Origin of the sequence: Devosia faecipullorum, from assembly GCF_015158295.1 — a bacterium.
GTDB lineage: Bacteria > Pseudomonadota > Alphaproteobacteria > Rhizobiales > Devosiaceae > Devosia > Devosia faecipullorum.
The window spans coordinates 723,806-749,284 of record NZ_JACDXV010000001.1 but is presented as its reverse complement, the minus strand read 5'-3'; the positions used below and the strand labels follow the sequence as shown (position 1 = coordinate 749,284).

Genomic DNA, 25,479 nt, shown 5'->3' with positions numbered 1-25,479 from the left:
ATCTCTACTCCTGCTGCGCTGGGCCGGACCATGGCGCGGCCACAGGCACGTCGATGATCTGCTCCAGCGCCTCGCGGCCACTGAGTTGCGTCAGCGACAGGACCATCGTCGTGGGCACGTCCTTGAGCAGCTCGGTGGGGTCGTTGGCTTCGGGATCGATGCGGCCATCAACCGGGCTGAAATCATTGGCCTGCACGTATGCCAGCTGCTCGGTCGCGGTGTTGTCGATGCGGACGGTGCCGCCGGGGATCGGCAGCTCGACCGGCTGCTGGTCGTCGATATCGCCCAGGAAGATGCGGTCCCAGTCCTCGCCTGTCTGGCTGAGCGGATCGGCGCCAGCGACGGCGATGCCGGATCCCGCAGCGGGCGAGATCGTGATGGTCAGGACCTCGTCGTCGGGCGAGCTGACACGTTCGATCTTGGTTACCTTTCCGGTGATCCAACCGCTGTCGCTCATGACCTTCACCACCGTCGCCGTCGTCAGCCCGAGCAGCTCGTCGGTGACCTCGGTGTCGAACGTGAAGGGCCTGTTGCGGATGCTGTCGGCCAGCATGGCGCGCGCCTTCAGCGCTGCCGCTTCCAGCGTCTGCCGACCGCGGGGCAGGTGGAAATAGCTCTGGGCATTCAGGCTGCCGAGGGGCGAGCCATTGACCGGCTCACGGACCCAGCGCGACCCGTATCCAAGGCCACCGCCATGGCTGTAGTAGAGGCTGCCGCCGAACGTCGTGCCGGCCATATGGGCAACGGTGCAGCGCCAGTTCTGCGTGCCGACGCGGCGAATGGCACCGACATTGTAGTAGGTGTCGGCGGTCCACTCGGGGGTGGTGTCGTCGAGGCTGATGTCATCGGTGGTAAGATCTAGCGCCTCAATCCTTCCCCCGGCGGCGGCGGGCGATCCGTTGACGATGGAGAAGCGGGCGATCTGGATGCGCTTCTGCGAGACCTTCCAGTCGATATCGAGTTCGAGGTCGTACCAGACGCGTTCGAGGTCGAAGCCCTGCGCCTCTGGCGAGAGAAGGTCGGGATCGGTGACGTAATTGTAGACGCCGCTGGAGCCGCGGACAGGGCCTACTGTGTTGGGATAAATCCCAATATCGAGGTCGTCGCGGCGCATAAGCACCGACCGTCCGATCGTGTAGCCGCTGTCGCCGTTTATGATCGAACCCGCCTTGGGGAAGGAGGCTTCGAAGGCGTCCGGCGTCAGCGTGTTGGCCTTGTCGAGCTCGAATTCGCCCTCGACTTCGGCGCCGCAGACGATCGTGCCGTTGCGGGTCTCGACCCACTCCGTGCGGACGCTGACATCGACGCGGCTGATCGGGCGGGTGGCGGCTTCGGGCTGGGGGCCGGGGAAGTCGGGGTCGGCGATCTCGACGACAGGCAGCCCGACGCCGTGGATGTCGACGACGGACATGGCGTGGGTCGACGGATGGCAGAACACGGATTTGCTGTAGCCGTCCAAGATCTCGACGGGATCGTCGCGCTTGTCGGGGGCGACGAGGACAGGGTCGAAACCGGGCAAAACCTTGTAGGGTGCCAACACCGCAGCGACGGCGGCTTCCCAGTCGCGTGGCGAGCACACGATGTCCAGGCTGACGAGGTCCTCGTCCTGCGTCTGCATGACCAGCGGATCGATCCAGCCCTGAGCCAGATGCTTGAGCGTGCCGTCCTCCAGCTCGCGGCTGACATGGCACCACGACGTCACCGCGAGCATAGCGATGCCGGGATCGCCTCGATCCGTGACGATCGTGTAGAGCGTGCGCCCGGACGCTTCCGTGGACGTTTCCGTGATCTCGTCCACGTCGAGGTCCCGGCGGCGATGGGCCACGGGGTCGAATGGGGTGCCATCGGGCACCAGGGCGATGAAGAGGTCAGACCACACCTGGCACCTCGACTTCAATGAAGGTGATGTCGCCAGAGCTGACCGCGCCCCATTCGTCCTCCTGCAGATTCCAAGGCTCGACGAGGACCTCCAGCCGGGGGCAGTAGTTGAACCATGCTGCGGAAGGATCACCCTCAAGGACCTCGTCCATGTCGGTGTCGTAGAACTTCAACGTGCCCGGCACGACCGGTCGGATGGGTGCCGAGCCGACGAGCTGTGGTTGGGGCAGCATTACGGCGCAGTCAATCGTCACGCGCTGCCCGACCCATAGCCCACCCAATGCAGGGGGCCAGACGTCCTCGAAATAGACCGTTGTCCTGAAAACATTGAACTGTCCGCGGGCCGTCGAATACGCCCGTCCGCTGAGCTTGCGCCGAATGCGACCGTTGGCGATCGGCGAGATCTCCTGCCGGATGCCGCGATGGCTGCCGGCCATCTGTCCGATCGACAGAAGTGTGAAGTTCGAATCCTTCATGAGGTCCTCCAGCGAGGTGCCGGCATTGCCATCATGCGGGCGTGGCGACGCACACCGGATTGGAACGACCGCACGGTGAGGGGCTGTCCTTGCATGCTGTAGGTACGGCCTCCGACCTGCACGTTGACGGGCTGCAAGCCAGAGCCACCACCACCGCCAGCACCGGTCGGCACCGCGGTCGGACCAAGGGCGAATTCGCTCACTGGCAGTGTGGTAAGGCTGGCTAGGCTGTCCAGCAGCGAGCCCCATTTCTTGTTCTCTGCCACGGTCAGGATGCGCTCGCCGCCGTGGATCGTGGCGCGCATAGGCTGGCCATCGGCACCCGGCACGCGGGCAGTACCGACGTCATAGCTCGGGCCACCATTGCCGGGAGCGGGCTCGCCACCGAAGCCGAAGAAGCCTTTCACGGCGTCCCACGCGCCAGCGGCACCATTCTTCAGACCGTCCCAGAGCCCGGTGAACATGCCGGTGACCTGGTCGACGAGGCCGCGGAAAAAGTCTCCGAATCCAGAGAACACGCCGGTGATGCCATCCCAAGCGCGCTGCGCCCCGGACGACAGCAGATCCCATGCGCCGGAGAAGATCGAGCCGATGCCGTCGAAGATCGCGCCGAAGAAACCGCCAAGCGGGGCGAATAGGACTTTCAATCCATCGACGGCTGCTTTCGCCGCGTCGCCGATGCGCGCCCAGACCCACTGATTGAGCTCCCACAGGCGCTCGAACGGCCAGCGGATGACGTCCCAGATGAAGCGGAAAACGGCCCCGATGTCGCCCTGGAAGATCACCAGCAGCGCGATGATGCCGGCGATGGCAGCGGCGATGCCGATGACGACCGCGACTGGAATGCCGAGAAAGGCGGCTACTGAGGCGATCATGGGCATGAGCACGGCGCCGACCTTCGCACCCACAGCGGCGATGACTGGCCACAGGCCGGCGATGATGCCGATCGCATTGTTGACGACCGTCGCCAAACCACCGAACAAGACCGCAAGCGTCGACACCAGCTTCAGCGCGCCGGTGAGCTGGGCGATGACGAGGATGATGCCGAGCGTCTTCCAGTCGCCGAGACCGAGGGCCTTGGCGATGCCGTCCATGACGTCGATGATGCCCTGACCGACCGCCTGCAGCGTGTCCCAGTTGCGAACGATCTCGGACCAGACTTCGACGCCCACGGCTTTGACTTGCTCGAACAGGGCGATGACCTGAGCCACGACCGGCTCCAGCCAAGCGAACGAGTTGCCCTCGGCGACGCCACCACCATTCAGGATGCCCCGGATCGCATCGGCGAGATCGGCGAATGCCGAGCTGACGTCGATGGCGAATGCGGTGATCTGTTCTTTGTTGTCCGCGACCGTGCCGGCCAGAGCGCCGACGCCAACCGATAGCAAGGCAACGGTCTGGCCGAGGTTGGACGCCCACAGGACATCGCTATCGCCGCCGGCAAGGCCCTGCTGGAAGCCCATCAAAGCGGCAGTCGCGTCGCGCAGATTTTGGGCGAGGTCGAAGTCCTCGTCGAGGATGCCCATCATCTCAGACCACATGAACACCAGCGACTTGCTGGCGTTGTAGGCCTCGCCGATCGTGTCAATGAAGTCGTACAGCCACGGTGTCCTGGACACGCCGCGGCCGGCCATGCTGTCGATGATGTCGAGGATAAGCCCCTTCATGACCTGAGCCGGCCCCTGCAGGTCGGCCAGCCACGTATGGGTCAGCTCGCGCGCGGACGGATCGCCGAACAGCGACTTCACGTCGTCGAGGAAGGTGCTGAGCGTGATCGCCGCTTTGTTGGCCCATGTCTCGATGGCGCCGCCGTTGGCCTCCAGCCAATTCGCGATCGAGGTGGCCGACGCGGTGAAGATCGGCAGGAAGGCGTCGGAGATGCGATTGCTGGCACCGCGCAGCGCCTCGTCCATGCGCCGCTTCTTCTCCAGTAGCGCATTGTTCTCGGCTGCCTGCGCCGTCGTCAGCGCGGTGCCATACCGCTCCGCGTCCCGCTGCAGCTCCTTCAGGCCAGCGCTGCCACGGCGAAGCACCGGCAGCAGGCTGGTGGCGGCGCTGCCGAACAGGTCGTATGCCGCCGAGGACCTGATGCCTTCGTCCGAAATCTTGGCGAGCTGATCGATGGCCTCGTCGAACAGCTCCTCGCTGTTTTTCAGGGATCCGTTGCTGTTGCGGACGCGGATGTCGAGCTGCCGGAAAGCGGTGTCGGCGCCCTGCGTGCCCTTCGCCACTTCCAGCATCTTGTTGCGGACGGATTCGAAGGCGCTGACGACGGCCTTGCTGTCGCCGCCAGCGATCCGGATGGCAGCCTGCCAGCGGGACAAGGATTCCACGGACATGCCGATGGCTTGTGCCTGGCGCGCCACCTCGTCATTGCCCTCGGCGATCGAGGTCACCCACGACCGCGCAGCGACATAGGCACCAACGGCGGCACCAGCAACGAGCGTCGCGCCCTTGGCGATGGCGCCGGCAATGCCGAGCACGGCGTTGACGACGAAGGTCGCCGCGCCAGCGAGGCCGGATAGGACGCTGCTGATGACGGACACGCCCGTGGTGGCGGTGCTGACAGCTATTTTGGTGGTGTTGACGGCAACATCGGCCGTCTGCTGGACGGCCGTGCCCACGGTCTGAGCGGAACGACGGAGGGCACCGAAGGTCTGTTCGCCTTTGGCCTTGACGTCATCGAAGCTCTTGTTGACCTCTTCCGTGCCCCGCACGCGCATGCGCGCGGAGATCGTCGGGGTCTTGGACATGTTGACGGCCATCAGCTCTTCCAGAGATGGGCGGTCTCGTCGAAGTCGCGTTGGACCTTGGCGGCTTCATCCAAGGTCTTTGGTCTCTCCGATCCCGCAGGTTCGGAGCGAACGGTCGTGCGTGAGGCTGCATCGGACAATGCCGTTTCTTGCGCCTTCGCCATCTTGCCACCGTCCGCGACGACGGCAGCAGCCGAGACCTGAATGTGGAGCTGCTCTTTCTGGCGGGCGGCGCGCTGGCGCACCAACTCGTTGTAGTTGGCCCTGAGCTCGCCCGGGGACAGGTTCGCCACCCAATCTGGATGAAGCCCCCCCTCGGTCATGAGCTCGAAGGCCATGAGCTTCCAGCTGTCGAACAGCTTCAGCCGCGGGCCCGTCTCTTGCTTGCCGTCCTGCTTGGGGCCTTTGCCGGCTTGCTGTCGGGCTTGGCCGCGTCCTTCACCGAAGCGGCTGCGGCGACGGCCTTTGCCTTCGCCTTCTCCACGAAAGGGCGCAGGTCGTCCTCCAGCTGGAACCGGTACCACTGCAGGCACAGGTCGAACATCTCGGGCAGGGAGCGGGCGTCGATGAATGCGAGGAACTTGTCCTCGGTGTCGCCCTCGTCCTCGTTCAACACCGCGCAGCGGAGCAGCAGCTCGGCGATCAGCCCGGGGAACTTGTAGATGATGGTCCAGACGACGCCTCCGATCGTGAGATCCATGGCTTCGATGCGAGCAAGCACCTTGGTGGCGAGCACCTGGGCGATCTTGATCTCGTCCTTGGTCAGCTCGGTCTCGCCCTTGGCGACACGACCGGCGATCCACTTGCGGACGTCGTTCATGTCGATCAGGCCGTCGAGGAACTCCTCGATGAATGGGCCGACGCCATCGTACTGGCACACGGTGTCGAAGATGGCGACGTGGCCCATCTTGCGGTTGGGGTAGGCGACGCCGGCGACCTCGAACGTGGCGGTCGGAACGGCCTTCTCAAAACGGCTCATGATGTTCTCCCGGGGAATGAGAGCGGGGGCGGCTGCCCCCGCCTATGATCAGACGCTCAGCTGCTGCCAGCGTCCGATGCGGCCATTGCGACCCGTCAGGGTGCCGGTGAAGTTCTGGGCCGAGTAGTCGTCGCCGCCGATCAGGTCCATGCCGTTCGGCTTGCCCTTCCAGAACAGGTCGTAGAACACGAACGGGGTGCCGATCTCGGACAGGCCGCGGACGCGAAGCTCCAGCTCCTGATTGAGGTTCGATCCGAAGTCGACGCCCAGCAGGGCCTCGGCGGCGGTGATCTCGGTGGCGTTGCCGGCGATCTGGATGCAATCGCCATTGGCGAAGCCACCCAGCAGCTGCACGTTGCCATCGGCCTCGTCGACGACCTTGTACTGAAGGCCAGCGAGCGCGGCACCGGGTGTGTAGGTGTCGGTGTTCTCGTCGTAGACGTTCTCGGTCCCGGTGACGATCGCGGCGATGTTGTGCTTGCCGACGTTGTAGATGCCACCGATCTGGGCGTGCTTGATGTTGAAGGTCCACGCGCCAGCAGCCTGGACGAGGTCCTCGCCATCGCCCTGCAGGCGCAGCTCGTTGACGATACGGGTGAAGGTCATGGCCTCGAGATCGAGGGTGGCCTCGGTGTCGATATTGTGCTCGACCACGACATAGCGGGTGCGCTTGTTCTTGGCCTTCCGCTTGATCGACGTGCCCGTGATGTTGATGCGAGCAGTGTTGCACTCGGCGAACTGCACGAAATGCTCCTCTCCCGGCTTGCGGGCGAGGATCTCGCAGTTCTGGATCTGGTACAGACCGGGGCTCAGATCCCCATAATCGGCGATAGCGGGCATGAGAGCCTCCTTAGTTGTAGTGAGCGGGGATCAGGGATCCCTCGCGATGGGTGATGCTGCAGCCGAGCTGCAGCTGATTGATCGCCAGCGTGGCCTTGCCGGCACCGGCCAAGCCCTTCTGGATGGACTGGATCTCGAGGTCGGTTGCCCAGACCTTGCCGTCGATCTTGAGGTGCGGATCGGCGGCGATGCGGGCTTTGATCTGGCCGCGGACGCGACCTATCTTGCGATCGAGCTCTTCGAGCTTGATGATCGGCAGCGCGAAGAGCAAAGCGACGGTGATCGTGGCGTCGATGCGGACCATGCGATGACCGACCCGACCGGCGCCGTACTGGTAGCCCTCGGACGTCGAGAACACCTGCAGCACCGGCAGATCCTCGACAGCCTCGGGATAGACCTGACCCATCCTGACGGGGATGGGTTTGCCGTCGATCTCGATGCCGGACAGCAGATCTCGAGCCGCGGCCACAGCCACGGTCACCAGATCGTCTGTTCCGATTTCGATATCAGCCAGCAACGTCGACGAACTCCAGCTTCAGCTTGATCCACACACGGCCGTCGTTTTCGGGCTTCGACCGGACGACAAAAACCCTGCCGTCGACCGTGAGTAGGCCGCCGGTCTTTGCATCCGACAATGCCGATCTGGGTGCGAGCGCAGCCACCTCATCGCCGGCGACCGCTGCGCCTTGGACCACCTTCTCGACATAGCCTTCGTGGAAGAGGACGGTCAGCTCGCGATCAATCACGCCATCGGGCTCGCCATCGACGGCGCTGCGGTACCGTGCCGGCACGCCGTCTTCTTCGAGAGCGGGTCCTGCGATTTCGGCTTCCCAGTCCATTCGGTAACCCTCGGAATTTGATAGCGAATTCTGGATGCTGGCGGTTTGTGACCTGCCAGCAGGTCACCAGCAGGTCGTGTGCAGGTCAGGTCAGATCCCAGACTTCGACGAGACACTGGGGCGAGGCGCTGGCGTGGCGACCGATGATGGCGATGCGGTCCGGTCCGATCTTGAGTGCGTCGTGCGGCAGGGCACTTCCAGAGGTGCCGAAAACAAGCGGGATCGTGCCGGCTTCCGTGATTGCGCCAGTCGCTTCGTCGATCTGCAGGATCGTTGGCACGGTGGCGTCCTGATACTGCTCGAACACAACGGCCCGATTGCTGTCCTGAGCACATACGGCTCGCCAGAGCCTGCCCAGTACGCCTGACGTCTGGACGTCGGTAGTGAGCAACTGCAGCTCGCCGTCGACGACATCGAGCGTGAAGGCGCCCGCAGCTACTGAAGGACGGACAAGTGCTCGGCTTGGCGACAACGCGATAACGGATGGATTCGGCGTGGCACCAGAACCAAGCGCGATGCGGTCGATGACATTTGCGCCGTCATCATTGACAGCGACCAGCAGCGCCATGGCCGAGAGATTGCCGTCGAAATTCGAGCGCGTGGTCACAACGACGGCGCTATCGGTTCCCAAGTTGTCATGAGTGGTGTACGCGTACTGGCCGCTGTTCGACATCCAGCTCAAGCTAAGATCCCGGCAGTAGTTGTCAGCGGACAGGGCTGACATTTGTCGCGTCATAGCGCCTACGGGATAGCCGTTCGACGAGGCGTATTCTGTCATCATGCCGAACACCGCGTTCGATGACCGGAGGCCGCGAACATTGTATGAGGCGAATGCCGTCGTGAATCTATTGCTCGGCAGTGCGGTGTCGCTCGAGACGACGATCGCCCCGGTGCTGAAATCGAGCACAATGCGGCGGGCGCCGGAACCGTTGGACGACGACGAGGTCAGCAGAACGGCGAGATCAGGCCCAATCGACATCGCTTGAATCTGGCCAGTCGCTACGCCGCTCTGGAGCTGCACAACGCCGCCAAGGGCAGTCAAAGCACCATTGGCTTCGACAGTGTAGATCTGCGCGTAGAGCGCGCTGGACAGTATCCCGAGCGCGAGGAGCTTGCCGCTCGGCATGTGCAGAAGACAAGCGTTTGTCAGGGAGCCAGCAGCGAACTGATGCGAACCTTTCCTCGTCGCTCCGGTCCATGCGCTGCCTTTGGCACTGGGTGGCTGCGGAAAGCCCGGCACGGGACCGGCCCATCCTCTGAGCTTGCGGGGAAAGCCACGGGCCTCGATGTCGTCCAAGCGGTCGGACACTTCCGCGAAATTGTCGGCGGTCTTCGCCAGCGCTTGCTTGACGCTGTCGCCAGTGCCGGTTCCGTCCCCTTTGTTGATCGTCTGCATGTCAGTTCTCCGGGGAATCGATTGGTGTGTTCAGGGCGCTGGTCGGCCCGTCGATGGCGCGTCCGAGCAGGGGGCCACCGATCGTCTCCAGCTCGGTGAGCACCACGTCGAGCGTGCGCTTCGTGACTTCACCGGTGATCTCGTCGATCACCTCCACGGTGATTTGCTGGGCCTTGCCGCCGGATTGGCCGATGATCTTGGGTCCAAGCATCGTCAGCCCCCGATATGAGCGTGGACGACGACCTCGAGGGCGTCGTTGCCGCCATCTTCGACGACCACGATGTCGCCGGCGATCGCGTGCCGGAATTCGACAAGCGCGCCGCCCGCGGGCACGGGCCGGATAATGCCGCCGATCGCGCTGTGCAGGTCAGGACCGGCCCAGTATGTGATGCGGGCCGTATCATCGCCGGCGTTCAATGCCGTGAGCTCGAACGCCAGGGTGCCGGACGGCAGCTCGAATTCCCACCTGTCCGCAGCCACGTCGGCGTCCGGGACGCGCACAATGTCTGCGACGCGCGCAGACATGATCGGCAGCGCTTCAGGATCGCCGAATGGCCGGGTCCATGGGGTCTTCAAGCCGCCCGACATCGATCAGGCCCTCTTCACGGCGCCGGAGGCGAGCAGCTGCAGGGCCATCTCTCGCCCGAGCGTCATCGGCGTGCCCGGCTCGGTGTAGTCGGCAGTGAACTTGAGAGCGTGGACGGTCACAATGTCGATCGTGTCGCCGTCCTCGACGACGGTATCGGCACCATCATCGTTGCCGTCATTGCCGCCGTCCTGACCATCGTTCTGGCCAGCGGTTTCGCTGTCGGTCGTGGTGGCGTTCGCGCCATCATTTCCACCAGCGTTTTTCGCGCCGTCCTTGTCGTCGGTCTTGGTGTCAGTCGAATTGCCTGACGCCCCAGAATTGCTGGGTTCGGCAGTGGTCGGCTCCGTCGAATTGGTCACCGTTTCGCTACCGGTTTGCGGAGCGTTTGCAGCGTCGTTCGCCGGCGCGGAATTGGTGGCGGGATCGGTCTGCGGAGCAGGAGCCGGATCGTTGGCCGGTGGCGTTGCCGATGCGGTGGTGGTCTGCAATGCGGATGTGGCGGCGTCCTGCTTGGCCTTCTGGGCTGCGATTGCAGCGGCGCGACGCTCGGCTCTGGACTGGTTCGACATGACGGAATCTCCCGGGTTTCTCAGGGGCTAAGCCCCGCGCTGGTGGGCGCGGGGCGTTGGCGTCGTTCTGGCCTTAGAGGGTCAGGACCTCGGCGTAGTAGTTCGCGTCCTTCCGACCCGGCACCAGCAGCGGGGCGCACTGGGTCATCATCATGCGAACCGAGGGATCCGGCTGGAGCCAGCTCTTCGGGAAGAAGGCCCATGGCTTGAGGCCGGCCTCTTCGTCCATGATGGCGCCAAAGTAGCGGACGCCCTGATAGTTCTGGGGGTCGACGCCCATGACGCCGTTGTCCGGCACGAAGCGATGGCGCTGGCCAGCGGCGTCCTTGTAGCTGCCGGCATACTTGAACAGCATGAAGCCGCCCAAGGAGCCGACGAACTGAGCACCGGTCGGGGTGGCGGTGGCAGGGCCGATATTGATCGGGCCGGCACCATCAGCGCGACGGATGTCCAGCAGCGCCTTCACCTTGTCGTTGTTGCGGAAGGCGTTCCACGCCTTGGCTCCGAACACGACCTCGGTGACAACGGCACCGGAGACGTCGAACACGCGCTGCGCCCAATCCTCGAGATCCTTGATCGGATCGGCATCGGCCTGATCCCAGCGCTGAGCGCCGGCAAGGGTGATGCGGAGAGACGGATCGCGGCCGAAGTTGACGACCTTGGTTTCGTAGTCCTCGCCGGCGACGGTCACCTGGCCTTCGCGCAGGGCTTCGGAACCCATGGCCTCAAGCCGGCGGGTGATGCGCTGCTGATGGCGGGTCAGGGTGTAGGCGACGCGGATCTCCTGACGCTGCTGCGCGGTGATCTCGCCACCACCAATGCGCTCGCCGATCGTGCGCTTGATGGACTTGTAGGGAGCCAGCGGGGTCTTCTGCTTGATGTAAGCAGGGGTGAAGACGTCGGTCTTGAAGCCGAGCTCACGGACGATCTTGCCCTCGACCGTGGGAGCCACGAAGGGGGCAAGCTGCTCGTCGTGCAGCTCGATGTCGAAGGCGATTTCTTCCTTGTCGCTCTCGACGATGCCGGTGAAGTACCGGTCGATCAGGAACGACTGGGGCTGCAGAAGCGAGCGGAGAACGCCCAGCAGCGCGGTAGTCGTATAAAGGCGGTTCATGGAGCATCTCCAGTTTGCTTAGCGGGGCAGCCCCGCCGTCGAAGGGAAGCCGAAGGCCGCGGTTAAGCGGCCTTGACGAGGAATCGAGTGGTGCCAGCCCAGGCGGCTTTGAGCGTGTCGAAGTCATGCCCTTCGCCGACCGTCAGGCCCTGCCAGATAAACTGGCCGTGCACGTATCCAGCGCTCTTGATGTCAGCTGCGCCGGAGGCATCGACACCGTGCGCGAGCACAACTGCTGGCACTTGAGAGCCGTCTGCGACAGCGACACCGCCGACTGACGCTTTCGAAAGCACGTACTTGCCGGTCAGCGTGACCTTGCCCAGCACCGCGCCGCGAGGGAGCTTTCCGGCACCGGCGAGGATCGTGATCGGCTCGGAGATCAGAGGGATCTGCCCGGTGTCGATCTCGTCGTACGAGGTTTCGTAGGACGAGTAGCTCGGCGAAGCGCCGTAAGTGGGTTCGTACTCAGCCATGGCTGGTCTCCTTAGAAGCCGAAGGACTGGACAGTCTTGACCGCCGAAGCGACGATCCTGTCGTCGTCATTGACGGTGCGACCGCTGCCGGCCTTGGTGCGGGGGTTGTCGACGGAAGCCATGCGCGAGCGCAGGCTGGTGGTGGTGCGGGCCTTCGGCGAGTGCTTCAGGATGCCCAGCGCAGTGCGGGTGCTGAGACCCGTGTCGAACGCCAGGTACTCGGCAAGGCCCTCACGGCCCGCGGCGAGCTTGCTGCGGGTGATCGCGGCGATGCGAGCGCGTTCGCCACCACCTGCCGTGCGGCTGGTGCGACGACCTGCGGTGCGTGAGGTGCGACCGGTGGCCTTGGACTTGCGGGACTTCTTGCCGCGACGCGAGGCCGGGGGATCTTCGTCCTCCATGTCCTCATCCTCGGCTTCTTCGTCCTCGGCATCAGGATCTTCGTCCTCAGCCGATTCATCGTCCTCGCCGTCGAGGTCCTCGTCCTCGTCCTCCGCATCCGGATCGAGATCGTCCTCGGCGTCGGGGTCCTCATCGGCCTCCTCGTCCTCGGCTTCCTCATCCTCAGCGGTTTCGTCGTCCTCGGCGTTCTCGTCTTCCTGAGAACGGCGCGAACGCTTGCCGGCCTTCTTAGACTTGCGTCCGCGACGACCTGCAGGAGGGGTATCCTCCTCTTCGCCGTCGATGTCCTCGTCCTCGGCGTTCGGGTCGTCGGCGGGTGCATCGGCGCCAAGGGCGGCGCGGGAGACGCTGCGGAGCAGCGAGTGATTCAGTCTCTTGAGACGCGGCATGTCTGTTTCCCGTGATCCGTGAAAAGTTCAGGATTTACGGGAGGATCAGGGGCGTCCTTGCATCCAACAATGCCGAATTGCAGACCGCCTCAGACAGCGCGAGAAAGGCTCTTCTTGGCCGGTGCGAGGGTCTCGATGACGTCGGCGAAAGTGCCGATCTCGTCGGCAAGGCCGATGTCGACGGCCTTCTGGCCGACATAAATGCCGCCACCATTGGTGGCCTTGGCCACGCCCTTGGCACCGCCCTTGAAGCCGCGGAAGCGGGCGACGTCACCGAGGAAGATCTCGGCGGTGTCGTCGATCGAGCGCATGATCTCGGCGCGGCCATCGCTGCTTGTCACGTCCGGACGCTTGTTCGGTGTTAGCGTCGACACCAGTTCGTATTCGCGCAGCCCTTCCATCTCGAGCTGCTTCTTGTTGTCCGTGTAGACCGCCACGACGCCGAGGCAGCCGAGCTGAGAGGTCCTGCTGGCGACGATGTAGTCGCATGCCGCGCCCATCCAGTATCCGGCACTGCAGGCATCGCCATCGACATAAGCGACGATGGGCTTGCTGAACTTCTCGATCATGCCGACCCACTCGGCGCAGCCTGTCACCATGCCGCCGGGCGTGTCGAGCAGCAGCACGGCGTTCTCGATCTGCTGGGTCTCCTCGGCGACCGCCAGCTGCAGGGCGAGGTCCTCATAGACGGCACCGCCGCAGAATTCCGTGAACAGGTTCGCATAGCGGAAGCAGGCACCGACGACCTCGATGACCGCGGTGCGGCCCTCGTTGTAGACCTTGAGGACGGCATCGGCGTCGTCGTCCTGCAGGTATTCGGGTCGGCTGGCTGCCAGCGCGCCGAGGTCCTCGCGATTGGCGATGGCGATCATGGTCTCGAGCTGATCGGGCGTCATTGCCCAGCGGGTTTCCTGAATCGCCGACAGCGTACGGCGGGGGATGCGCTTACCGGGCATTGGTCTTCTCCTCGTCTGCCTGCTTCAGGGCAGGGGCGGGCTTGCCGACATTGGCGTCGCCGGGATAGGCCATGCCGCGCGAGGCGTAGTACTTGCGCTCGGTGGCCTGCTGGTCGGCGATGTCGCGCCAGTTCTCGCCCTGATCGGCGCATTCCGACTCGAGCGTTCCAAGGCCGTAGGCGACGCGGTAGTGCGCCGCGTCGGCCTCCTTGTTGGGGTCTACCCAGCCTGATCCCGAACCGAGCCAGCGGCTCTTGGTCCACGCGCTCCAGTTCTCATAGAGGTCGTCGAGGGTGCAGTCGGGGACGCGCCCGCGGTCGACCGCCTCTTCGAACCAGAGGGCATAGGCAGGGTTGCACCACCGGCGGGTGAGCCACGACCGCATCGTCGACGCGGCGCGCTTGACCTCGACCATCATGCCTCTGAGGGAGCTGTAATTCATGGTGGTGAAGTTCCTCATCACCAGCTCGAGCGGCATGCCCGACGCCGCCGACACCGGGCGCAGCACCGATTCCATGAAGCCGCCGTAGTTGGCGTTCGGGCGGGCAGGGGTGAACCCGGCGAGCTTGTCGCCCGGGAACAGCGCCGCCATCATGCCCGACTTGAATTTTGGGGAATTCTTGGCGCGCATCTGCAAGTAAGTCTCGGCATCACCAAACAGGTCGCGGATGAATTCCGGCCCCATGGGGGATTCGGCCACCAGCGCCACCAAGGCGTTGGCCACCGCGGCATGCAGCTCAGCGGATTTGTAGTCGTCGGCGACCTTAAGATCGGGCAAGACCGTGGCGAGGACGGGGACGCCGCGGTGCTGATCGATGCGATCGCGCGAGAACACGTGAACGACGCGCTGCCGACCCCATTCCGTCCATGCCGGCACGTGGTCCCATTCGCGCGTGAATCCCATGATGGCATCGCCAGGGTGATGGCGCAGGATGTTGTAGCCGATCGGCTCCCCATCTTCGTCGAAGTCGATGCCGCCACGCTGGAATTCGGTGTCCATCATGCCGTTCGGGTTCTCGAGCCGATCGATCTCGACGAGCCGGAACGCGGTCCGATACTCGGTCATGCGGTGCGGGGCCGATCGGGCGCGCCAATGGGGCAGGGCGAGGGTGCCGCCATTCATCAGCGTGGACTGGAACACCAGCGCCGTCATGCTGGAGAAATCCTCGATCCCGGCGAGATCGCAGTCCGTCGAACCGAAATATGCATCAGCCTCGGACTGGACGGCCTGCGCCCAATCGTCGGCCCATTCCTTGGTCTTGCCGAGCGCGCGATAATTCGGCGTGGGCACCACGCGCAGGCCATCGCCGACGACCTGCTGCACCATCGTGCTGATCGTGGCTTTCGCAACCGGCTGGTTACGGTCGGCATCGCGGGCGCGGCTGATGATATCGCCGAGCTCGGGCAGGATGTCGGTGTCAGCCGACCCGGGGAACGGCGACCAGTTCTTGAGCTCGCCCTTGAAGCTGGCGGCATCGTACTGGCTGTCGCCACCGAACCCGGCATGACGCTGGATGGGGTTGCCGCGGGCGTCGAGGATCATCGGGAGGTTGTCTGCCATTACCACGTCACCTGCCGCATACGACCGGCACCGCCTTCTTGGCGGGCGATCTGCATCTTGAGATCTTGGATGTATGCCTGCAGCTTGACCGGATCGACGGCAGCGCGCTGCACCGCGTTCTGACCCCCGAGCGAGAACGCCGTCTGCGTGATGGACCCCTTGAGGCTCACCTGGTGGTATTGCGCCTCGGCCTCGGCCAGTCGCGATTTCAGCGTTGCGAGATCAGTCATCATCCTCATCCGAGCCGAAGTTCGGCATCGGTATGGATTTCATCGCCGGCTTGCATCCGACAATGCCGATCTCGGGAGCGGGGGTAGTGACCATGGGTTTGTCAGGCGCGTTGACTAACGGCTGCGGTGGCGCTGCAGGGGCAGGGGCCGGCGCGTTCAGTGCCATGGCACCGGCATCGGGCTTGCTGAAATCGGGTGCCTCGATCGGCAGCACCAGCCCCGGTACCACGTCGTAGATCGTGCCCATGCCGCCATTCCTCTGCTGATACTCATAGAGCTTGATGCGCCGGTCCTCGGCTGCCTCGCGCAGGTGTTGCTCCTCACGCTGGAACTCCACGTCGGTCCAGTCGTCCCAGCCTTCCATAGCCGCCGCAGCGCGCGCATAGTTCGTGCAGTCGAGAGCCTCCACACGGTCGGAGATCTTCTCCCAGTACGCCTTCACCACGCCGGTCTTCTTCTCGGTGGTGTAGACCCGACGTTCGCCTGTCAGCTGCTTGATCCAGTCGAGGGTGACATCCTCTGGGAGGTGCAGCCAGCCCGGCGGGAAGGTGTCCTCGTCCTCGCGGGCGAGATTGAGATTGCCGAGCAGCTCGAGCTTCAAATAGCTCACGCCGACCATGGCCCACTTGATGGAATATTTGCGCTGGGACTGGGTGCCGTCCGCGTGCTGCTTCTTCTGGCCAGCCCAGCGGAATGGGGCCTCCAGCTTGTCATAGCCCTTGATGGCCGTGACGCGACGCTCGTTCTGGGTATTCACCCAGCCGTCGACGGTATCTGTCCACTTGCCGCGGTCGATGCAAAGGCGACGGATCGCCATGATGGCACCGCTGGCATGCTGATAGCGGCGCTCGAGGATGTCGGTCAGCCGGTCCCAAGTCTTCTTGTCGTTGTAGGCACCATCGATGCGGATGTGCTCGATCAGCCAGCGCTGCCGGCGACGGCCCCAGCCATAGACCGAGATTTCGATATGGTCCTGCCCGATGTCGGCGCCGGCCGTCAGCATCACCACCTCGGACGGCACCACCCGCATTCTGTTGACGCGAGACCGGCGATTCCAGATTACCTCGGCGTCCGGGGCGTCGCCGATCTCTTTCCACGGCAAGCCCTCGACGGTGTTGCGGAAGGCCTTCAGCAAGGGATAGACGCCCTGCGCCTGCTCCCATTGCTCCATGATGCGTTTCCACGACATCATGCCGATCGGCGAATACAGGGCATTGATGGCGTAGCTGCGCTCGAGCGACTGCGCGTTGAACTGCTTCAGCTCATACATGTCGCCATCGACATTGAGCCGATCGAACATGTCCTCGTCGGTGCGGATTATCTTGGGCACCCAGAGGCCGTCGCGCAGCATAGCGGTCTTGCTCAGCCCTTCGACGATCCGTTTCCCGCATCCGCATGGACATTGGTAGAAGACGCTGTCGGGTCGACCGATCTCCTCGAGCTGCAGGTGCTTGAACTGCCAGTCGATCAACAGGTCGGAATGGGGGCAGCGCATCATGTAGAGCCGCTGGTCCCCGCGGAGCCACTCCTTCCAGATCTGGCTGGTCTGCTCGATCTTGGGGGTGCTGTTCAGGTAGATCTTGTATTCCTCGCCCTGACCGAAGGTTCGGGCCTCGGCGACGGCGACGGGGTGTCCCTCGTTGTCGACGTCGTTGGGCATGCCGTCCACTTCGTCGAAGAACAGGAACGGGCAGGCATACGATCGCAGATCGGGGCCGCTATTGGCACCGACGAACAGGATCATGCCGCCGGGGAATTGCTTCATCTCCCGGGTGTTCTTGCTGTCCCGCACGCGGGCCGGAAGCACCAGGTCGCTGAGGCCATCGCTGGAATCGATGAGTGCCTGCACGCGGTGCGACATGCGCTTGACCATCGACTTGGTCGGGTTGACAAGCATGAGCAGGCCGGGATGGTGGGCGATGGTGTAGCCCAGCCAGTTGTTGCCCGTTTCGGACCCGGCCACCTGTGCCGACTTGAGCCATGCCACGCGCTTCACAGGCGACGATGGCGACAGGCAATCCATGATCTCGCGCGTGTAGGGCACATAGTCAGTGCGCCACCTCATGCGGTTCTTAGTGAAGGGCTTGTCGAGGATGCGGGAGCTGTCCGCCCACTGCGAGACCGTCAGATCTGGTGGCGGGGCCAAGCCCTTCATGAAATTCGACAGCAGGTCCTCGAGACCGTCGAACGGTTCGATCTCGCCCATCATGTCCACGTAGAGGTTATGCAGCATTGGCCTTGTCCTTGCCGGCGGCGTGGTCGAGGTCGTCGTCCTCCTTCGACAAGGCCTCCAAGAAGGGGGCATATTCCTCGCGCAAGGCTTGGATCATGTCGTGCTCGCGGATGCCGAACCGCGCGGCCAAGGCAGCGCCAGCAACCGAATGATGGGAGCGCAAGCCAGTCGAGAAGAGCTTGCCGAGGGCGAAGACGAATTTTCGAGCCGGCTGCCTGAGCATCAGCTCACCCTTGCGAAGCTTGCGCTTGTCGAGCGCCTCGTCGAGCTTCAGCTTCTCCTGCGCGATCTTGACTTGGTTCAAGGTGGCCGCGGACTTCTGATCCATCCCGGCCGTGGGCGAGGCGATGATGATCGGACGTTCCTGATCGTCCTCGTCGAGCCGATAGCTGTCTGCCTCGATGGGCCGGCCTGACCTGACCTTGGCCTCGCTCGTCGAACCACCCCAGTCGCGATCGGCGGCAGCAGCATCGATGGTGCCATCGGCGAGCGCGGTGATGCGACCGGCGAGCAGCGCCTTCCGGACGGCCGCCTCCGACGTGCCTGACAGTCCAAGCCGCTTGCGATGGTCGGCATAGGCGCGGCGCGAGAGACCCATCAGCCGGCCTTCCTACGCGCCTTCTGGCTCTTGGCTTTCGGTCGCACGAACTCAATGCCCAAGGCCTGCGCCCGGGCATTGAAGGTCTCGGAGCTGTTGGACAGCCGGGCGTCTTCGCCCTTATGGTCTCGCTGCCAAGCGAGGATGAGCGCATCGACATCGCGCGCAGCCTGGCTGCCGCCGACAGTGAGGCGGTGCGGGCCGAGGCACCAGGTCTCGCCGGTCTTGGCGACGGCTGGTTCGGCTTCCATCTCAATGGTCGCCGGCGCGTCTTCGGGCTCTGCCTCGACGAGCAGCTGCGCGAGCTCCCCGCGCTGCAGTTCGGAGAAGCCGAGGACGCCGATGTCAAAGTCCAGCTCCAGCTCGCCGATCGAGAAATCAATGGCGGCGATCTCCTCGGCCAACATCTTCTCGTCCCAGCCGGCGTTCAATGCCAGCTGGTTGTCGGCCAGAATGAGGGCGCGGACTTTTTCCGGCGACAGGCCGCGCAGCCGTATGCATGGCACCTCGTCGAAGCCCAGCTCTCGCGCCGCGGCGAAGCGGCCATGACCGGCGACGATCATGTTGGATTCGTCGATCAGCAGCGGATTGGTGAAGCCGAAGGCGCGGATGGACGCGACGATCTGCGCGACCTGCGCGGCGCTGTGAGTGCGCGCATTACGATCGTATCCGTGCAGATCGGCGACGGGTACGCGCTCTAGCGTCTGATGACGCATGAAATCGTCAGGGGTTCGCATAGTGCGTACCTCACGACGAATGGTGCGCGGGGTTCGCGGGGGGATTTTCGGCGATGAACTCGTTCAGCTCGCGGAGCTCGGCGAGGGCTTCATCTAGTGAGTTGCCAACGGCTGTTTTTAGCCAGACACCCCCGTGTCCGTTGGAGTCCGCGACGAGGATGACGGTTTCACCTGGAAAGATTTCTGTGACGTTGTTGGAGAAAACGACGATTGGATTTTGGTTTCGTCTGGTCATCTTGCACTCCCGTGGGTGCGAACCACAGGAGGGGTGCGAACCCAAAAAAAATCCCTGTAGCTACCGGACCCCCGGGGTCGGGAAACCTGCCGGGCTACCCACCCCCCGGGGGAGGACCCGCTGGGTTCATGGATCTCTCGGTCCAACAGCAGGCCCAACACCGGGAGGGCAGGGTGAGAATGACAGGGGCGTTTGCATCGAACTATGCCGATCTGCATCAGGCCCGATTAGATGGCTTTCTGGGGTACACGATGGACGGATGATTGAGCGGTATACCGAGGCGATTGGCCTGATCTCTGGCCAAGGCCATGGCCACGTGGTGGGCTTGATCGGCATTGTCATAAGTCCCGAACGTTGCCACCACGGCCTCACCATCCGTGGCAAAGCCCTGCTCAAAGCGGGTGACGATATAGCGCTCGATTTTCTTGATGCGGAATTCGACCTTCACGGCGGGCCTCCTGAAGCGACGCCCGCGGGCGCCTATCAGGTCGCAATCGCGACCGCTGCCCCTTGGACAGCATGGGGAGACTGGGGGGTGGCCATGCATCGGACTATGCCGAAATAGGTGAGGCCGCCTGCTGGAACAGAGCGGCCTCGGAATTCTGCGACTGACGATCGCGGACCCTCGCAATATACGCTGGACACAAGCATGCGACAAGAGTCCCCGCGATTTCTAGAAAAGTGTTATTGCCGCGGACGCGTCCTGAGGGAGTAACGGGGCTGTCGTCATGTGCATCGCGGACGCGTCCTAGGATCGACGCTGGCAGGGGCAAAATGCCAGCAATGGGCCACGGGTCGATCTCGCAGCTTTCATGCCCGCAAAATCAATCGTGGGCACCTATGGGGGTATCCGTCAGCGGCATCGGCCCCGCGTAGCGCGAAGGAATGTACGAAGGCCAACGATGCTCGGGCCTCGGCGCCAACGCCTTGAGCAGCGCCTTGTGGGATGCCTCGCCATCGAAGCCCAGCCGCACAGCCAAGATCTTATGCGCTGCGCTCAAGACATGCCGAACCTCGATTGCCGGCTGCTGGCCAGCCTTGGCTGCTTCAATGTTGACATCCGACGCCGCGGCAAAAGCCAATGCCTCGGCAATGGCATTGTGCACCTGGGCGCTGTTGGGAATGCCTGCAGCAGCCGCGGCGGCACGCTGCTGGCGCTTACGCTCACGGTCGTGACGACGGATCTCAGCGATTGTGCGTGGCATGAGCAGCCCTCCGATTCGATGGACCGAAAATGTCCACCGCAGCAGCAAGGCACAAGGACAATCCGCGGACGTGTCCGGGCACCAGCGGCAGGTGAGTTAAGGCCGCCACGCTTCGCTGGTGTAAGGCGGGGTGCTGCGGCAGCAGCGCTAGCGCATCATCGACATAGTCAGCGCAATGCCATCCCTTCCCCTCGCGGAGCGAGGGATCGGCCCATCTTAAAATCAGAATCATCTTGGCTGTCGGCGTGACCTCCAGCGCCTCGGAGAGGCGCGTTATCGTCATGCCCCGATAGCGAGACACACCCGAGTGCGAAGCAGGGCCAGCGGCCCTGCAAGCCAACGCTGCCTCACGCGCGCGTGCGCGCGATAGTTAGCAAACTACTATATATGCTATCTCTAAATAGGTAACCCAACCGTACTGCTTCTATTGCGGTCCGTAACCGGCCCTTGCCCATGCATCGTCGGCCTTGCCTCTTGACACTCGCCGGACAAGTCCACATCTTGGTTGCAGTTTTAGAGGGTTTACCGATGACCGCCAGAGCAGACCATGACCGACCGACAGGCCTTGATTTTCGGGCCTTTCGTGGCCTTGCGATGGGCGTGCTGCCATCAGGCCTGACAGCGCCAATGCTGAGGGTCTTCGCCGTAATGCTGGCCAGCGTCGGCAAGGATGGTGTCATCGACATCCTGAAGCCCCACCTCGAAGAGCAGGCGTCGGTGCGGATCGATGCCGGGCACCGCTATGTCGAGCCTCTCAGGACCACGCTCATCGACATCCCGGCTGAGCCTGAGCTGTCGGGGCTGCCATGGTTCGATTCCATCGAGTTCGTGCCAGGCGAGCGCAAGAAGCTTGCCGGCCGGTTCGTCGCGCAGCTGTCGCCCGAGGCCATGGCCGTCGTTGCTGATCTGCGGTGGTCAGGCACCGTGCCTGTCCCCATCTCCGAGTTTCGCCGGCTTTCCACGGTCCCCGGGATCTTGCTCTACCTGCGCTGCAAAGCCCTGATAGCTGCCAGCCCTAATGCCACCGAGCACTCGATCCGGTGGGCGATCGAAGACGTGTTCGGTGCGCTCGGCCAATATTGCCAAGCCGCCAAGAGCAAGAAGACGCTGGCGACCGGCGAAACAAGCGAGACCATCTCGCTGTCGAGGGTTACGCGGGTGCTGCTCGAACCGGGTGTCGTCGACATCCAGCGAAACGTCGACGACATGCTCATCGGCATCGACCAGGTAAAGCCTGCAGAGGCGGGCAGGGGGCGGGCGTGGAAGAGGGTGGACATCGTGTTCGGGCCGAGGCCGAAGCGCGCCACGCTGAAGGAGCTCAATGACTTCACAGCGGCGAGAGCAGAATACCACCGGACAAAACACCGGCGGGGCGATGATCCAGCGCTTCGATAAAATGCTGGCCATCCCCTCCGGACTTCACCAGGACCTTCGTGCTATCACCAAGGCAACCAAGGAGATCAACCCATGTTAGATAGCTGGGAAAGCGTTGCCATCGCCCAAGCCTGCGCCGCCAACATGAAGCAGACCGTCGCCGATGCTCAGCAGGTTGTCGATCGCCATGCCGCTGCAAGCCGCCGCGCATATCGCCAGCTCGGCCATGTCCAGCGCCAGAACAGAGAACTGGTAGCTGAGCGCACGGCTCGCCACCGGCAGGCAATCATGGACTATCTGACCCGGCATTGAGCCGGCGACGCCAGAATGACGAAGGGGGCCTCGCGGCCCCCTTTCTACATCACCATCGCGGGCACCAGCCCCAGCTCCTCGTCCTCTCGTTCCTGCCGCCGGCGCCGCGCTGCGCGATACTCGGCGACCGCGACCCGATCATGCGCGAGCACGCCACGGATGTTCTCCGTTCTCCTGATGTGGGCTTTGAGAGCCGCATCGCTGGCGGTGGCGATCCGGCACAACATCGGCCGGTCCATCGCCGTAAGCCATTCGATATCGAATTCGCGCAGCGCATCGAGCGCGGCTTCCGGCGGCATGCCATCGGCAGCAAGATGTGCCGCGACCGTCCGCAGCGCGTCCATGTGAGCGGCTTCTTCCGCAGCCAGCACCTGTCTGTCTTCGTCGACGGGATCCGGCTCCATCGCCGGCGCCGGCATCGCCACCAGCCTGCTCATCCACCTCACGCCATCCCACACTCGCTCAGTCACGAATCGGGGCAGAGCGGCGAGCATGGCGCGAATCGATCTCAGCAACGTTTTCAGCATCAAAGGTCTCCTTTTCGATGCCGAAAGCATGCCGCTGAGGCATGCAAGAGACCATCCACCCTCCAGAATCGACTGTGAACAGTCTGTTCAATAGTAGCGAACAACAGGCCGTTAACGATGATTCTGGGTTCCTATTCCACCCCTCGACAGCCCTTGAAAACACTGGGGCGTGACTCCCGTAATTGTAGCTAAGCCCCTCTAACTTCACTTTAAAATCTTACGCATCTAGCGCACTGAAGTGATATTGGGGTGAAAATTAACGTTTGATTTTCTCAGGCGACTTCTCCAGGCTCCTATGCATGACGCCGGTCACGATACAAGTCTTGACTTGCGGCTTTTGAACAGACTGACGCCACCGGGACCATATCATGAAAACCGCAAAAAACGCGCACGACAGCGCCACGGAATCGCTCGCCCTGAAGCACGGCCAAGCCCCCCTCATCACCGTCCACCGGGACGGCATCGTCGCCGCTGCCGAGCTCATTGCTGAGGCCGTGCGCGAAAGCATGGGGTGGCAGTACAAGCAGTCTTCCCCCGTGCTGCTGGCCGAGCTGTTGCTGAAGGCCTCGGCCAGACCGCACATCGAGTATCCCGGTTTGGCCGATCTGATCAGCGCCCATGCGATGCTGATGACGATCGCCAAGGCGACGGTCGTGAACGACCGCTCGCCCGAAGGCATTGCCATCGCCAAGCTTGCCGCGAGGACACGCTGATGGAAAAGATCACGAAGCGCCGTGGCGCAGCGCCCAAGCTGCCGCCGGTCATCGAGATCGTCGCTCGCCTCGAGCGCGGCGAACATCCCAAGATCATCGCCGCTGCCCACGGCGTGACCGTCACTGCCGTCTATCGGGCCCTCAGCCGCCGCGGCATGGAAGTGCGCGATCATTACCGCTTTCCGATCGTGCGGGGCACTCATCGCAAGCTGCCGGCCGTTCGCGAGATCGTGCGCCGCATTGAGGCCGGCGAGCATCCCAGCACGATCGCGGCTGAAGCCGGCGTAACCCCTTCGGCCGTCCACACCGCTCTGCAGCGCGAAGGCCTGTCTGCCCGCGAAATCCGCGAGGGGAGTACTCCCAAGCGCACTCGTCGCCCCGGACGCTACGGCTTCCCCGATTTCATGTTCCAGCTCCGGCCGGGCCATGGCCTCGGAGGGCAGGACTGATGGCACCAGACATCTATCACTGGCTCGATTGTTGGCTGTCGGAAGTCATCCTCGACGACCTGCTCGACGAGCTCGACCGCGCATGGAAAGGAGCCAACTGATGGCCCTGTCGAAATCCATCATCGAAGAGCTGCGCCTCGAAATGAAGCGCCCCGATCACCGCAGCATGGCCGAAGTCGCCCGCGACCTCGGCACCACCAAAGGCGTCATCGCCGGCGCTTTTTCCCGCGCCAACATCCGCATGGGGGATTCGCCGCAGGCCAAAGTCGAGCGCCTGGAAGCCCAGCGCGGTCGCATCGAAACCATGGCGGCGGCGAACACGTCGGCCTTCGCCATTGCCCGCGAGATCGGCTGCAGCGAGCGGGCGATCCAGCGCTTCTGCGATGAGCGCGGCATCCACCTTCACGTCCGCATCCGGACGCCCAAGCCCCAGCAGGCCACCGTCCGCTCTTCCATGCGCGGCCTGTTCGGCAAGCAGAAGCCGCTGTCCGACCGCGACCGCGCCGAGATGCGCCGGCTCGCCGACGAAGCCATCGCCGCGGGCAGGATAACGCGCTGTCCTCCGGGGCACGCGATCGGCAGCAAGACCTTTTTCCGCTCGGAGTATGCGTGATGCAGACCTACGTTCCCCCGCCCAGCCTCTGCGGCCTCATCTTCACCGACGCCGGCAATGGCGTCTGGAAGGCACCCCCGACCGAGGAATTCTGGCCCCTTTATCGCGCCAACAAGAATGGACTGTTCCGCATCGGGCTGAAGGTCGAAGCCGTCGATCATGACCAGTGGCGCGTCGTCTACACGGCCCGCTTCGCGCCGGCGAATGTGCAGCAGTGCGTCGACCTTCTCCTGCAGCGCTTCCGGGACACCGCCGCCGAGCGCGACGAGGCCCAGCGCCGCCGAGCGGAGTTCGAGGCCGAGATTGCCGCCCGGCGCGCCGCCAAGAAGGCAGAGCAGGAAGCAATGCTCGCCGCGGAGCTGCCGAAGGCCATCGCGGCTGCTCGCCAGTGCCTGGCGACCTATGGCGAGTTCACTGTCAACAAGAAGCGCGTCCGTGAGATCATCTCCAATTCGGAGAACCCCGATGCGCCTTGGCCGCTCGGCGAGGCGTCGCTGGCGGATCTGCGGGCTGCCGTTGCTGATACCGATTCCAAGTCCGACAGCATGCTTCGCCATGTCGCCAGCGTCGACAAAGCCGCCGTCGACTGGCCCGAGGATGAAGTCGTCGACGCCGTGCTCAAGCTGACCGGACGCGACGGCGACATGGCCTTGTTCGACAACGACATCGGCTGGAACCGCCCGGACAGCAGCCCGGGGCACTGGTGCGCCGCGATGATTGGTTCCGGCGATCCGGCCAAGCGCGCTGCCGGCATCAAGCTCGGTCGCGTACTCGTCGGCAAATACTCCGTCACCCAGCTCGGGCGGGAAGCAGCATGACCCGCCCTAACGCCATCGTCGCCATCACCACCATCGCCGTCGCCGGCATGCTCATCGCCAGCGCCGTGCACTTCGGCATCGGCAACACCGCCATCGGCCTCTTGCTGGCCAGCGCAATCACAGCATGGAGCCGGTCGTCATGACCGGCATAGGCCCGCGCATAGCCGCGCTCGCGGGCCTGATTTCGGCAGCGGCATTCACCCTTTTCGTCACCCTTGGAG

Annotated in this window: 32 protein-coding genes; 7 read left to right on the top strand and 25 right to left on the bottom strand. The window is 63.8% G+C overall.

All coding sequences use genetic code 11. The features are described 5' to 3' along the window. Nucleotides 1-4: 4 nt before the first annotated feature. From H0482_RS03740 to H0482_RS03625, 24 genes are all read right to left on the bottom strand, one after another. On the bottom strand, nt 5-1,879 hold the full coding sequence (locus tag H0482_RS03740; protein ID WP_193728659.1) for a hypothetical protein: 1,875 nt from the start codon (nt 1,877-1,879) through the stop codon (nt 5-7). Further along, nucleotides 1,869-2,354, bottom strand: coding sequence for a hypothetical protein (locus H0482_RS03735; RefSeq protein ID WP_193728658.1), 486 nt, complete (start codon nt 2,352-2,354; stop codon nt 1,869-1,871). Before H0482_RS03735 ends, H0482_RS03740 begins: the two co-directional genes overlap by 11 nt. Further along, complete coding sequence (locus tag H0482_RS03730; protein ID WP_193728657.1) at nt 2,351-5,119, bottom strand: hypothetical protein; 2,769 nt, start codon at nt 5,117-5,119, stop codon at nt 2,351-2,353. The genes H0482_RS03735 and H0482_RS03730 overlap by 4 nt, the downstream gene beginning before the upstream one ends. Next, the gene (locus tag H0482_RS03725) at nt 5,119-5,445 is read right to left on the bottom strand and encodes a hypothetical protein (protein ID WP_193728656.1); all 327 of its coding nucleotides are present in this window, start codon (nt 5,443-5,445) and stop codon (nt 5,119-5,121) included. Before H0482_RS03725 ends, H0482_RS03730 begins: the two co-directional genes overlap by 1 nt. Nucleotides 5,446-5,468: 23 nt before the next feature. After that, nucleotides 5,469-6,086, bottom strand: coding sequence for a hypothetical protein (locus H0482_RS03720; RefSeq protein WP_193728655.1), 618 nt, complete (start codon nt 6,084-6,086; stop codon nt 5,469-5,471). Between the two features lie 48 nt (nt 6,087-6,134). After that, on the bottom strand, nt 6,135-6,926 hold the full coding sequence (locus tag H0482_RS03715; protein ID WP_193728654.1) for a hypothetical protein: 792 nt from the start codon (nt 6,924-6,926) through the stop codon (nt 6,135-6,137). Nucleotides 6,927-6,936: 10 nt separating this feature from the next. Then, the gene (locus H0482_RS03710; protein ID WP_193728653.1) at nt 6,937-7,443 is read right to left on the bottom strand and encodes a hypothetical protein; all 507 of its coding nucleotides are present in this window, start codon (nt 7,441-7,443) and stop codon (nt 6,937-6,939) included. Beyond that, nucleotides 7,433-7,765 carry a head-tail joining protein gene (locus H0482_RS03705; RefSeq protein WP_193728652.1) on the bottom strand — a complete coding sequence of 111 codons (333 nt, stop codon included), beginning with the start codon at nt 7,763-7,765 and terminating at the stop codon, nt 7,433-7,435. Before H0482_RS03705 ends, H0482_RS03710 begins: the two co-directional genes overlap by 11 nt. Nucleotides 7,766-7,850: 85 nt before the next feature. Then, nucleotides 7,851-9,161 carry a hypothetical protein gene (locus H0482_RS03700; protein ID WP_193728651.1) on the bottom strand — a complete coding sequence of 437 codons (1,311 nt, stop codon included), beginning with the start codon at nt 9,159-9,161 and terminating at the stop codon, nt 7,851-7,853. A 1-nt stretch (nt 9,162) separates the two neighbouring features. After that, nucleotides 9,163-9,372, bottom strand: coding sequence for a hypothetical protein (locus tag H0482_RS03695; protein WP_193728650.1), 210 nt, complete (start codon nt 9,370-9,372; stop codon nt 9,163-9,165). Nucleotides 9,373-9,374: 2 nt separating this feature from the next. Further along, nucleotides 9,375-9,749: a hypothetical protein gene (locus H0482_RS03690; protein ID WP_193728649.1), complete on the bottom strand. Its 375-nt coding sequence runs from the start codon at nt 9,747-9,749 to the stop codon at nt 9,375-9,377. Between the two features lie 3 nt (nt 9,750-9,752). Further along, nucleotides 9,753-10,319 carry a hypothetical protein gene (locus tag H0482_RS03685; RefSeq protein ID WP_193728648.1) on the bottom strand — a complete coding sequence of 189 codons (567 nt, stop codon included), beginning with the start codon at nt 10,317-10,319 and terminating at the stop codon, nt 9,753-9,755. Nucleotides 10,320-10,392: 73 nt separating this feature from the next. Continuing rightward, on the bottom strand, nt 10,393-11,433 hold the full coding sequence (locus H0482_RS03680; protein WP_193728647.1) for a major capsid protein: 1,041 nt from the start codon (nt 11,431-11,433) through the stop codon (nt 10,393-10,395). 62 nt (nt 11,434-11,495) lie between these two features. Further along, entirely contained in the window at nt 11,496-11,906 is a 411-nt protein-coding gene (locus H0482_RS03675) for a head decoration protein (protein ID WP_193728646.1), read from the bottom strand. Between the two features lie 11 nt (nt 11,907-11,917). Next, on the bottom strand, nt 11,918-12,697 hold the full coding sequence (locus H0482_RS03670) for a hypothetical protein (protein WP_193728645.1): 780 nt from the start codon (nt 12,695-12,697) through the stop codon (nt 11,918-11,920). Nucleotides 12,698-12,786: 89 nt separating this feature from the next. Further along, entirely contained in the window at nt 12,787-13,653 is an 867-nt protein-coding gene (locus H0482_RS03665; RefSeq protein ID WP_193728644.1) for a S49 family peptidase, read from the bottom strand. Further along, the gene (locus H0482_RS03660) at nt 13,643-15,214 is read right to left on the bottom strand and encodes a phage portal protein (protein WP_193728643.1); all 1,572 of its coding nucleotides are present in this window, start codon (nt 15,212-15,214) and stop codon (nt 13,643-13,645) included. Before H0482_RS03660 ends, H0482_RS03665 begins: the two co-directional genes overlap by 11 nt. Beyond that, the gene (locus H0482_RS03655; protein ID WP_193728642.1) at nt 15,214-15,444 is read right to left on the bottom strand and encodes a hypothetical protein; all 231 of its coding nucleotides are present in this window, start codon (nt 15,442-15,444) and stop codon (nt 15,214-15,216) included. Before H0482_RS03655 ends, H0482_RS03660 begins: the two co-directional genes overlap by 1 nt. Then, entirely contained in the window at nt 15,437-17,677 is a 2,241-nt protein-coding gene (locus H0482_RS03650; RefSeq protein WP_193728641.1) for a phage terminase large subunit family protein, read from the bottom strand. The genes H0482_RS03655 and H0482_RS03650 overlap by 8 nt, the downstream gene beginning before the upstream one ends. Continuing rightward, nucleotides 17,667-18,275, bottom strand: coding sequence for a hypothetical protein (locus H0482_RS03645; RefSeq protein ID WP_193728640.1), 609 nt, complete (start codon nt 18,273-18,275; stop codon nt 17,667-17,669). Before H0482_RS03645 ends, H0482_RS03650 begins: the two co-directional genes overlap by 11 nt. Then, nucleotides 18,275-18,991, bottom strand: a complete 717-nt coding sequence (locus H0482_RS03640) for a ParB/Srx family N-terminal domain-containing protein (protein WP_193728639.1) — start codon at nt 18,989-18,991, stop codon at nt 18,275-18,277. Before H0482_RS03640 ends, H0482_RS03645 begins: the two co-directional genes overlap by 1 nt. Before the next feature lie 31 nt (nt 18,992-19,022). Next, nucleotides 19,023-19,247 carry a hypothetical protein gene (locus H0482_RS03635; protein WP_193728638.1) on the bottom strand — a complete coding sequence of 75 codons (225 nt, stop codon included), beginning with the start codon at nt 19,245-19,247 and terminating at the stop codon, nt 19,023-19,025. Nucleotides 19,248-19,464: 217 nt separating this feature from the next. Continuing rightward, entirely contained in the window at nt 19,465-19,695 is a 231-nt protein-coding gene (locus H0482_RS03630; protein WP_193728637.1) for a hypothetical protein, read from the bottom strand. Between the two features lie 376 nt (nt 19,696-20,071). Then, a complete protein-coding gene (locus H0482_RS03625; RefSeq protein WP_193728636.1) occupies nt 20,072-20,452 on the bottom strand; it encodes a hypothetical protein in 381 nt (126 codons plus the stop codon). Between the two features lie 528 nt (nt 20,453-20,980). Here H0482_RS03625 and H0482_RS03620 point away from each other — a divergent pair. Further along, entirely contained in the window at nt 20,981-21,847 is an 867-nt protein-coding gene (locus H0482_RS03620; RefSeq protein ID WP_193728635.1) for a hypothetical protein, read from the top strand. Nucleotides 21,848-21,919: 72 nt separating this feature from the next. Next, on the top strand, nt 21,920-22,138 hold the full coding sequence (locus tag H0482_RS03615) for a hypothetical protein (RefSeq protein WP_193728634.1): 219 nt from the start codon (nt 21,920-21,922) through the stop codon (nt 22,136-22,138). Between the two features lie 44 nt (nt 22,139-22,182). On the opposite strand, the gene H0482_RS03610 is transcribed toward H0482_RS03615, so the two are convergent. Further along, the gene (locus tag H0482_RS03610) at nt 22,183-22,665 is read right to left on the bottom strand and encodes a hypothetical protein (protein WP_193728633.1); all 483 of its coding nucleotides are present in this window, start codon (nt 22,663-22,665) and stop codon (nt 22,183-22,185) included. A 368-nt stretch (nt 22,666-23,033) separates the two neighbouring features. Between H0482_RS03610 and H0482_RS03605 the strand changes: the two genes are divergently transcribed. The 5 genes from H0482_RS03605 to H0482_RS03585 all read left to right on the top strand — a co-directional run bounded on the left by H0482_RS03605 (nt 23,034) and on the right by H0482_RS03585 (nt 25,401). Further along, on the top strand, nt 23,034-23,378 hold the full coding sequence (locus H0482_RS03605) for a hypothetical protein (protein WP_193728632.1): 345 nt from the start codon (nt 23,034-23,036) through the stop codon (nt 23,376-23,378). Further along, complete coding sequence (locus H0482_RS03600) at nt 23,378-23,827, top strand: hypothetical protein (RefSeq protein WP_193728631.1); 450 nt, start codon at nt 23,378-23,380, stop codon at nt 23,825-23,827. Before H0482_RS03605 ends, H0482_RS03600 begins: the two co-directional genes overlap by 1 nt. A gap of 100 nt (nt 23,828-23,927) precedes the next feature. Next, nucleotides 23,928-24,440: a hypothetical protein gene (locus tag H0482_RS03595; RefSeq protein ID WP_193728630.1), complete on the top strand. Its 513-nt coding sequence runs from the start codon at nt 23,928-23,930 to the stop codon at nt 24,438-24,440. After that, nucleotides 24,440-25,258 (top strand): hypothetical protein, encoded by an 819-nt coding sequence (locus tag H0482_RS03590; RefSeq protein WP_193728629.1) that lies wholly within the window; start codon nt 24,440-24,442, stop codon nt 25,256-25,258. Before H0482_RS03595 ends, H0482_RS03590 begins: the two co-directional genes overlap by 1 nt. Further along, nucleotides 25,255-25,401: a hypothetical protein gene (locus H0482_RS03585; RefSeq protein ID WP_193728628.1), complete on the top strand. Its 147-nt coding sequence runs from the start codon at nt 25,255-25,257 to the stop codon at nt 25,399-25,401. Before H0482_RS03590 ends, H0482_RS03585 begins: the two co-directional genes overlap by 4 nt. Nucleotides 25,402-25,479 lie beyond the last annotated feature (78 nt).

Bases quoted from the DNA above. Each gene is read 5' to 3' on its own strand.
- H0482_RS03735 (WP_193728658.1), bottom strand. From the start codon at position 2,354: ATGAAGGATTCGAACTTCACACTTCTGTCGATCGGACAGATGGCCGGC.
- H0482_RS03700 (WP_193728651.1), bottom strand. From the start codon at position 9,161: ATGCAGACGATCAACAAAGGGGACGGAACCGGCACTGGCGACAGCGTC.
- H0482_RS03655 (WP_193728642.1), bottom strand. From the start codon at position 15,444: ATGACTGATCTCGCAACGCTGAAATCGCGACTGGCCGAGGCCGAGGCG.
- H0482_RS03610 (WP_193728633.1), bottom strand. From the start codon at position 22,665: ATGCTGAAAACGTTGCTGAGATCGATTCGCGCCATGCTCGCCGCTCTG.
- H0482_RS03620 (WP_193728635.1), top strand. From the start codon at position 20,981: ATGACCGCCAGAGCAGACCATGACCGACCGACAGGCCTTGATTTTCGG.
- H0482_RS03635 (WP_193728638.1), bottom strand. From the start codon at position 19,247: ATGACCAGACGAAACCAAAATCCAATCGTCGTTTTCTCCAACAACGTC.
- H0482_RS03665 (WP_193728644.1), bottom strand. From the start codon at position 13,653: ATGCCCGGTAAGCGCATCCCCCGCCGTACGCTGTCGGCGATTCAGGAA.
- H0482_RS03715 (WP_193728654.1), bottom strand. From the start codon at position 6,926: ATGCCCGCTATCGCCGATTATGGGGATCTGAGCCCCGGTCTGTACCAG.
- H0482_RS03615 (WP_193728634.1), top strand. From the start codon at position 21,920: ATGTTAGATAGCTGGGAAAGCGTTGCCATCGCCCAAGCCTGCGCCGCC.
- H0482_RS03605 (WP_193728632.1), top strand. From the start codon at position 23,034: ATGAAAACCGCAAAAAACGCGCACGACAGCGCCACGGAATCGCTCGCC.
- H0482_RS03625 (WP_193728636.1), bottom strand. From the start codon at position 20,452: ATGCCACGCACAATCGCTGAGATCCGTCGTCACGACCGTGAGCGTAAG.
- H0482_RS03675 (WP_193728646.1), bottom strand. From the start codon at position 11,906: ATGGCTGAGTACGAACCCACTTACGGCGCTTCGCCGAGCTACTCGTCC.
- H0482_RS03705 (WP_193728652.1), bottom strand. From the start codon at position 7,765: ATGGACTGGGAAGCCGAAATCGCAGGACCCGCTCTCGAAGAAGACGGC.
- H0482_RS03660 (WP_193728643.1), bottom strand. From the start codon at position 15,214: ATGGCAGACAACCTCCCGATGATCCTCGACGCCCGCGGCAACCCCATC.
- H0482_RS03650 (WP_193728641.1), bottom strand. From the start codon at position 17,677: ATGCTGCATAACCTCTACGTGGACATGATGGGCGAGATCGAACCGTTC.
- H0482_RS03725 (WP_193728656.1), bottom strand. From the start codon at position 5,445: ATGGCCTTCGAGCTCATGACCGAGGGGGGGCTTCATCCAGATTGGGTG.
- H0482_RS03595 (WP_193728630.1), top strand. From the start codon at position 23,928: ATGGCCCTGTCGAAATCCATCATCGAAGAGCTGCGCCTCGAAATGAAG.
- H0482_RS03685 (WP_193728648.1), bottom strand. From the start codon at position 10,319: ATGTCGAACCAGTCCAGAGCCGAGCGTCGCGCCGCTGCAATCGCAGCC.
- H0482_RS03640 (WP_193728639.1), bottom strand. From the start codon at position 18,991: ATGCGTCATCAGACGCTAGAGCGCGTACCCGTCGCCGATCTGCACGGA.
- H0482_RS03690 (WP_193728649.1), bottom strand. From the start codon at position 9,749: ATGTCGGGCGGCTTGAAGACCCCATGGACCCGGCCATTCGGCGATCCT.
- H0482_RS03670 (WP_193728645.1), bottom strand. From the start codon at position 12,697: ATGCCGCGTCTCAAGAGACTGAATCACTCGCTGCTCCGCAGCGTCTCC.
- H0482_RS03585 (WP_193728628.1), top strand. From the start codon at position 25,255: ATGACCCGCCCTAACGCCATCGTCGCCATCACCACCATCGCCGTCGCC.
- H0482_RS03720 (WP_193728655.1), bottom strand. From the start codon at position 6,086: ATGAGCCGTTTTGAGAAGGCCGTTCCGACCGCCACGTTCGAGGTCGCC.
- H0482_RS03730 (WP_193728657.1), bottom strand. From the start codon at position 5,119: ATGGCCGTCAACATGTCCAAGACCCCGACGATCTCCGCGCGCATGCGC.
- H0482_RS03600 (WP_193728631.1), top strand. From the start codon at position 23,378: ATGGAAAAGATCACGAAGCGCCGTGGCGCAGCGCCCAAGCTGCCGCCG.
- H0482_RS03680 (WP_193728647.1), bottom strand. From the start codon at position 11,433: ATGAACCGCCTTTATACGACTACCGCGCTGCTGGGCGTTCTCCGCTCG.
- H0482_RS03695 (WP_193728650.1), bottom strand. From the start codon at position 9,372: ATGCTTGGACCCAAGATCATCGGCCAATCCGGCGGCAAGGCCCAGCAA.
- H0482_RS03590 (WP_193728629.1), top strand. From the start codon at position 24,440: ATGCAGACCTACGTTCCCCCGCCCAGCCTCTGCGGCCTCATCTTCACC.
- H0482_RS03645 (WP_193728640.1), bottom strand. From the start codon at position 18,275: ATGGGTCTCTCGCGCCGCGCCTATGCCGACCATCGCAAGCGGCTTGGA.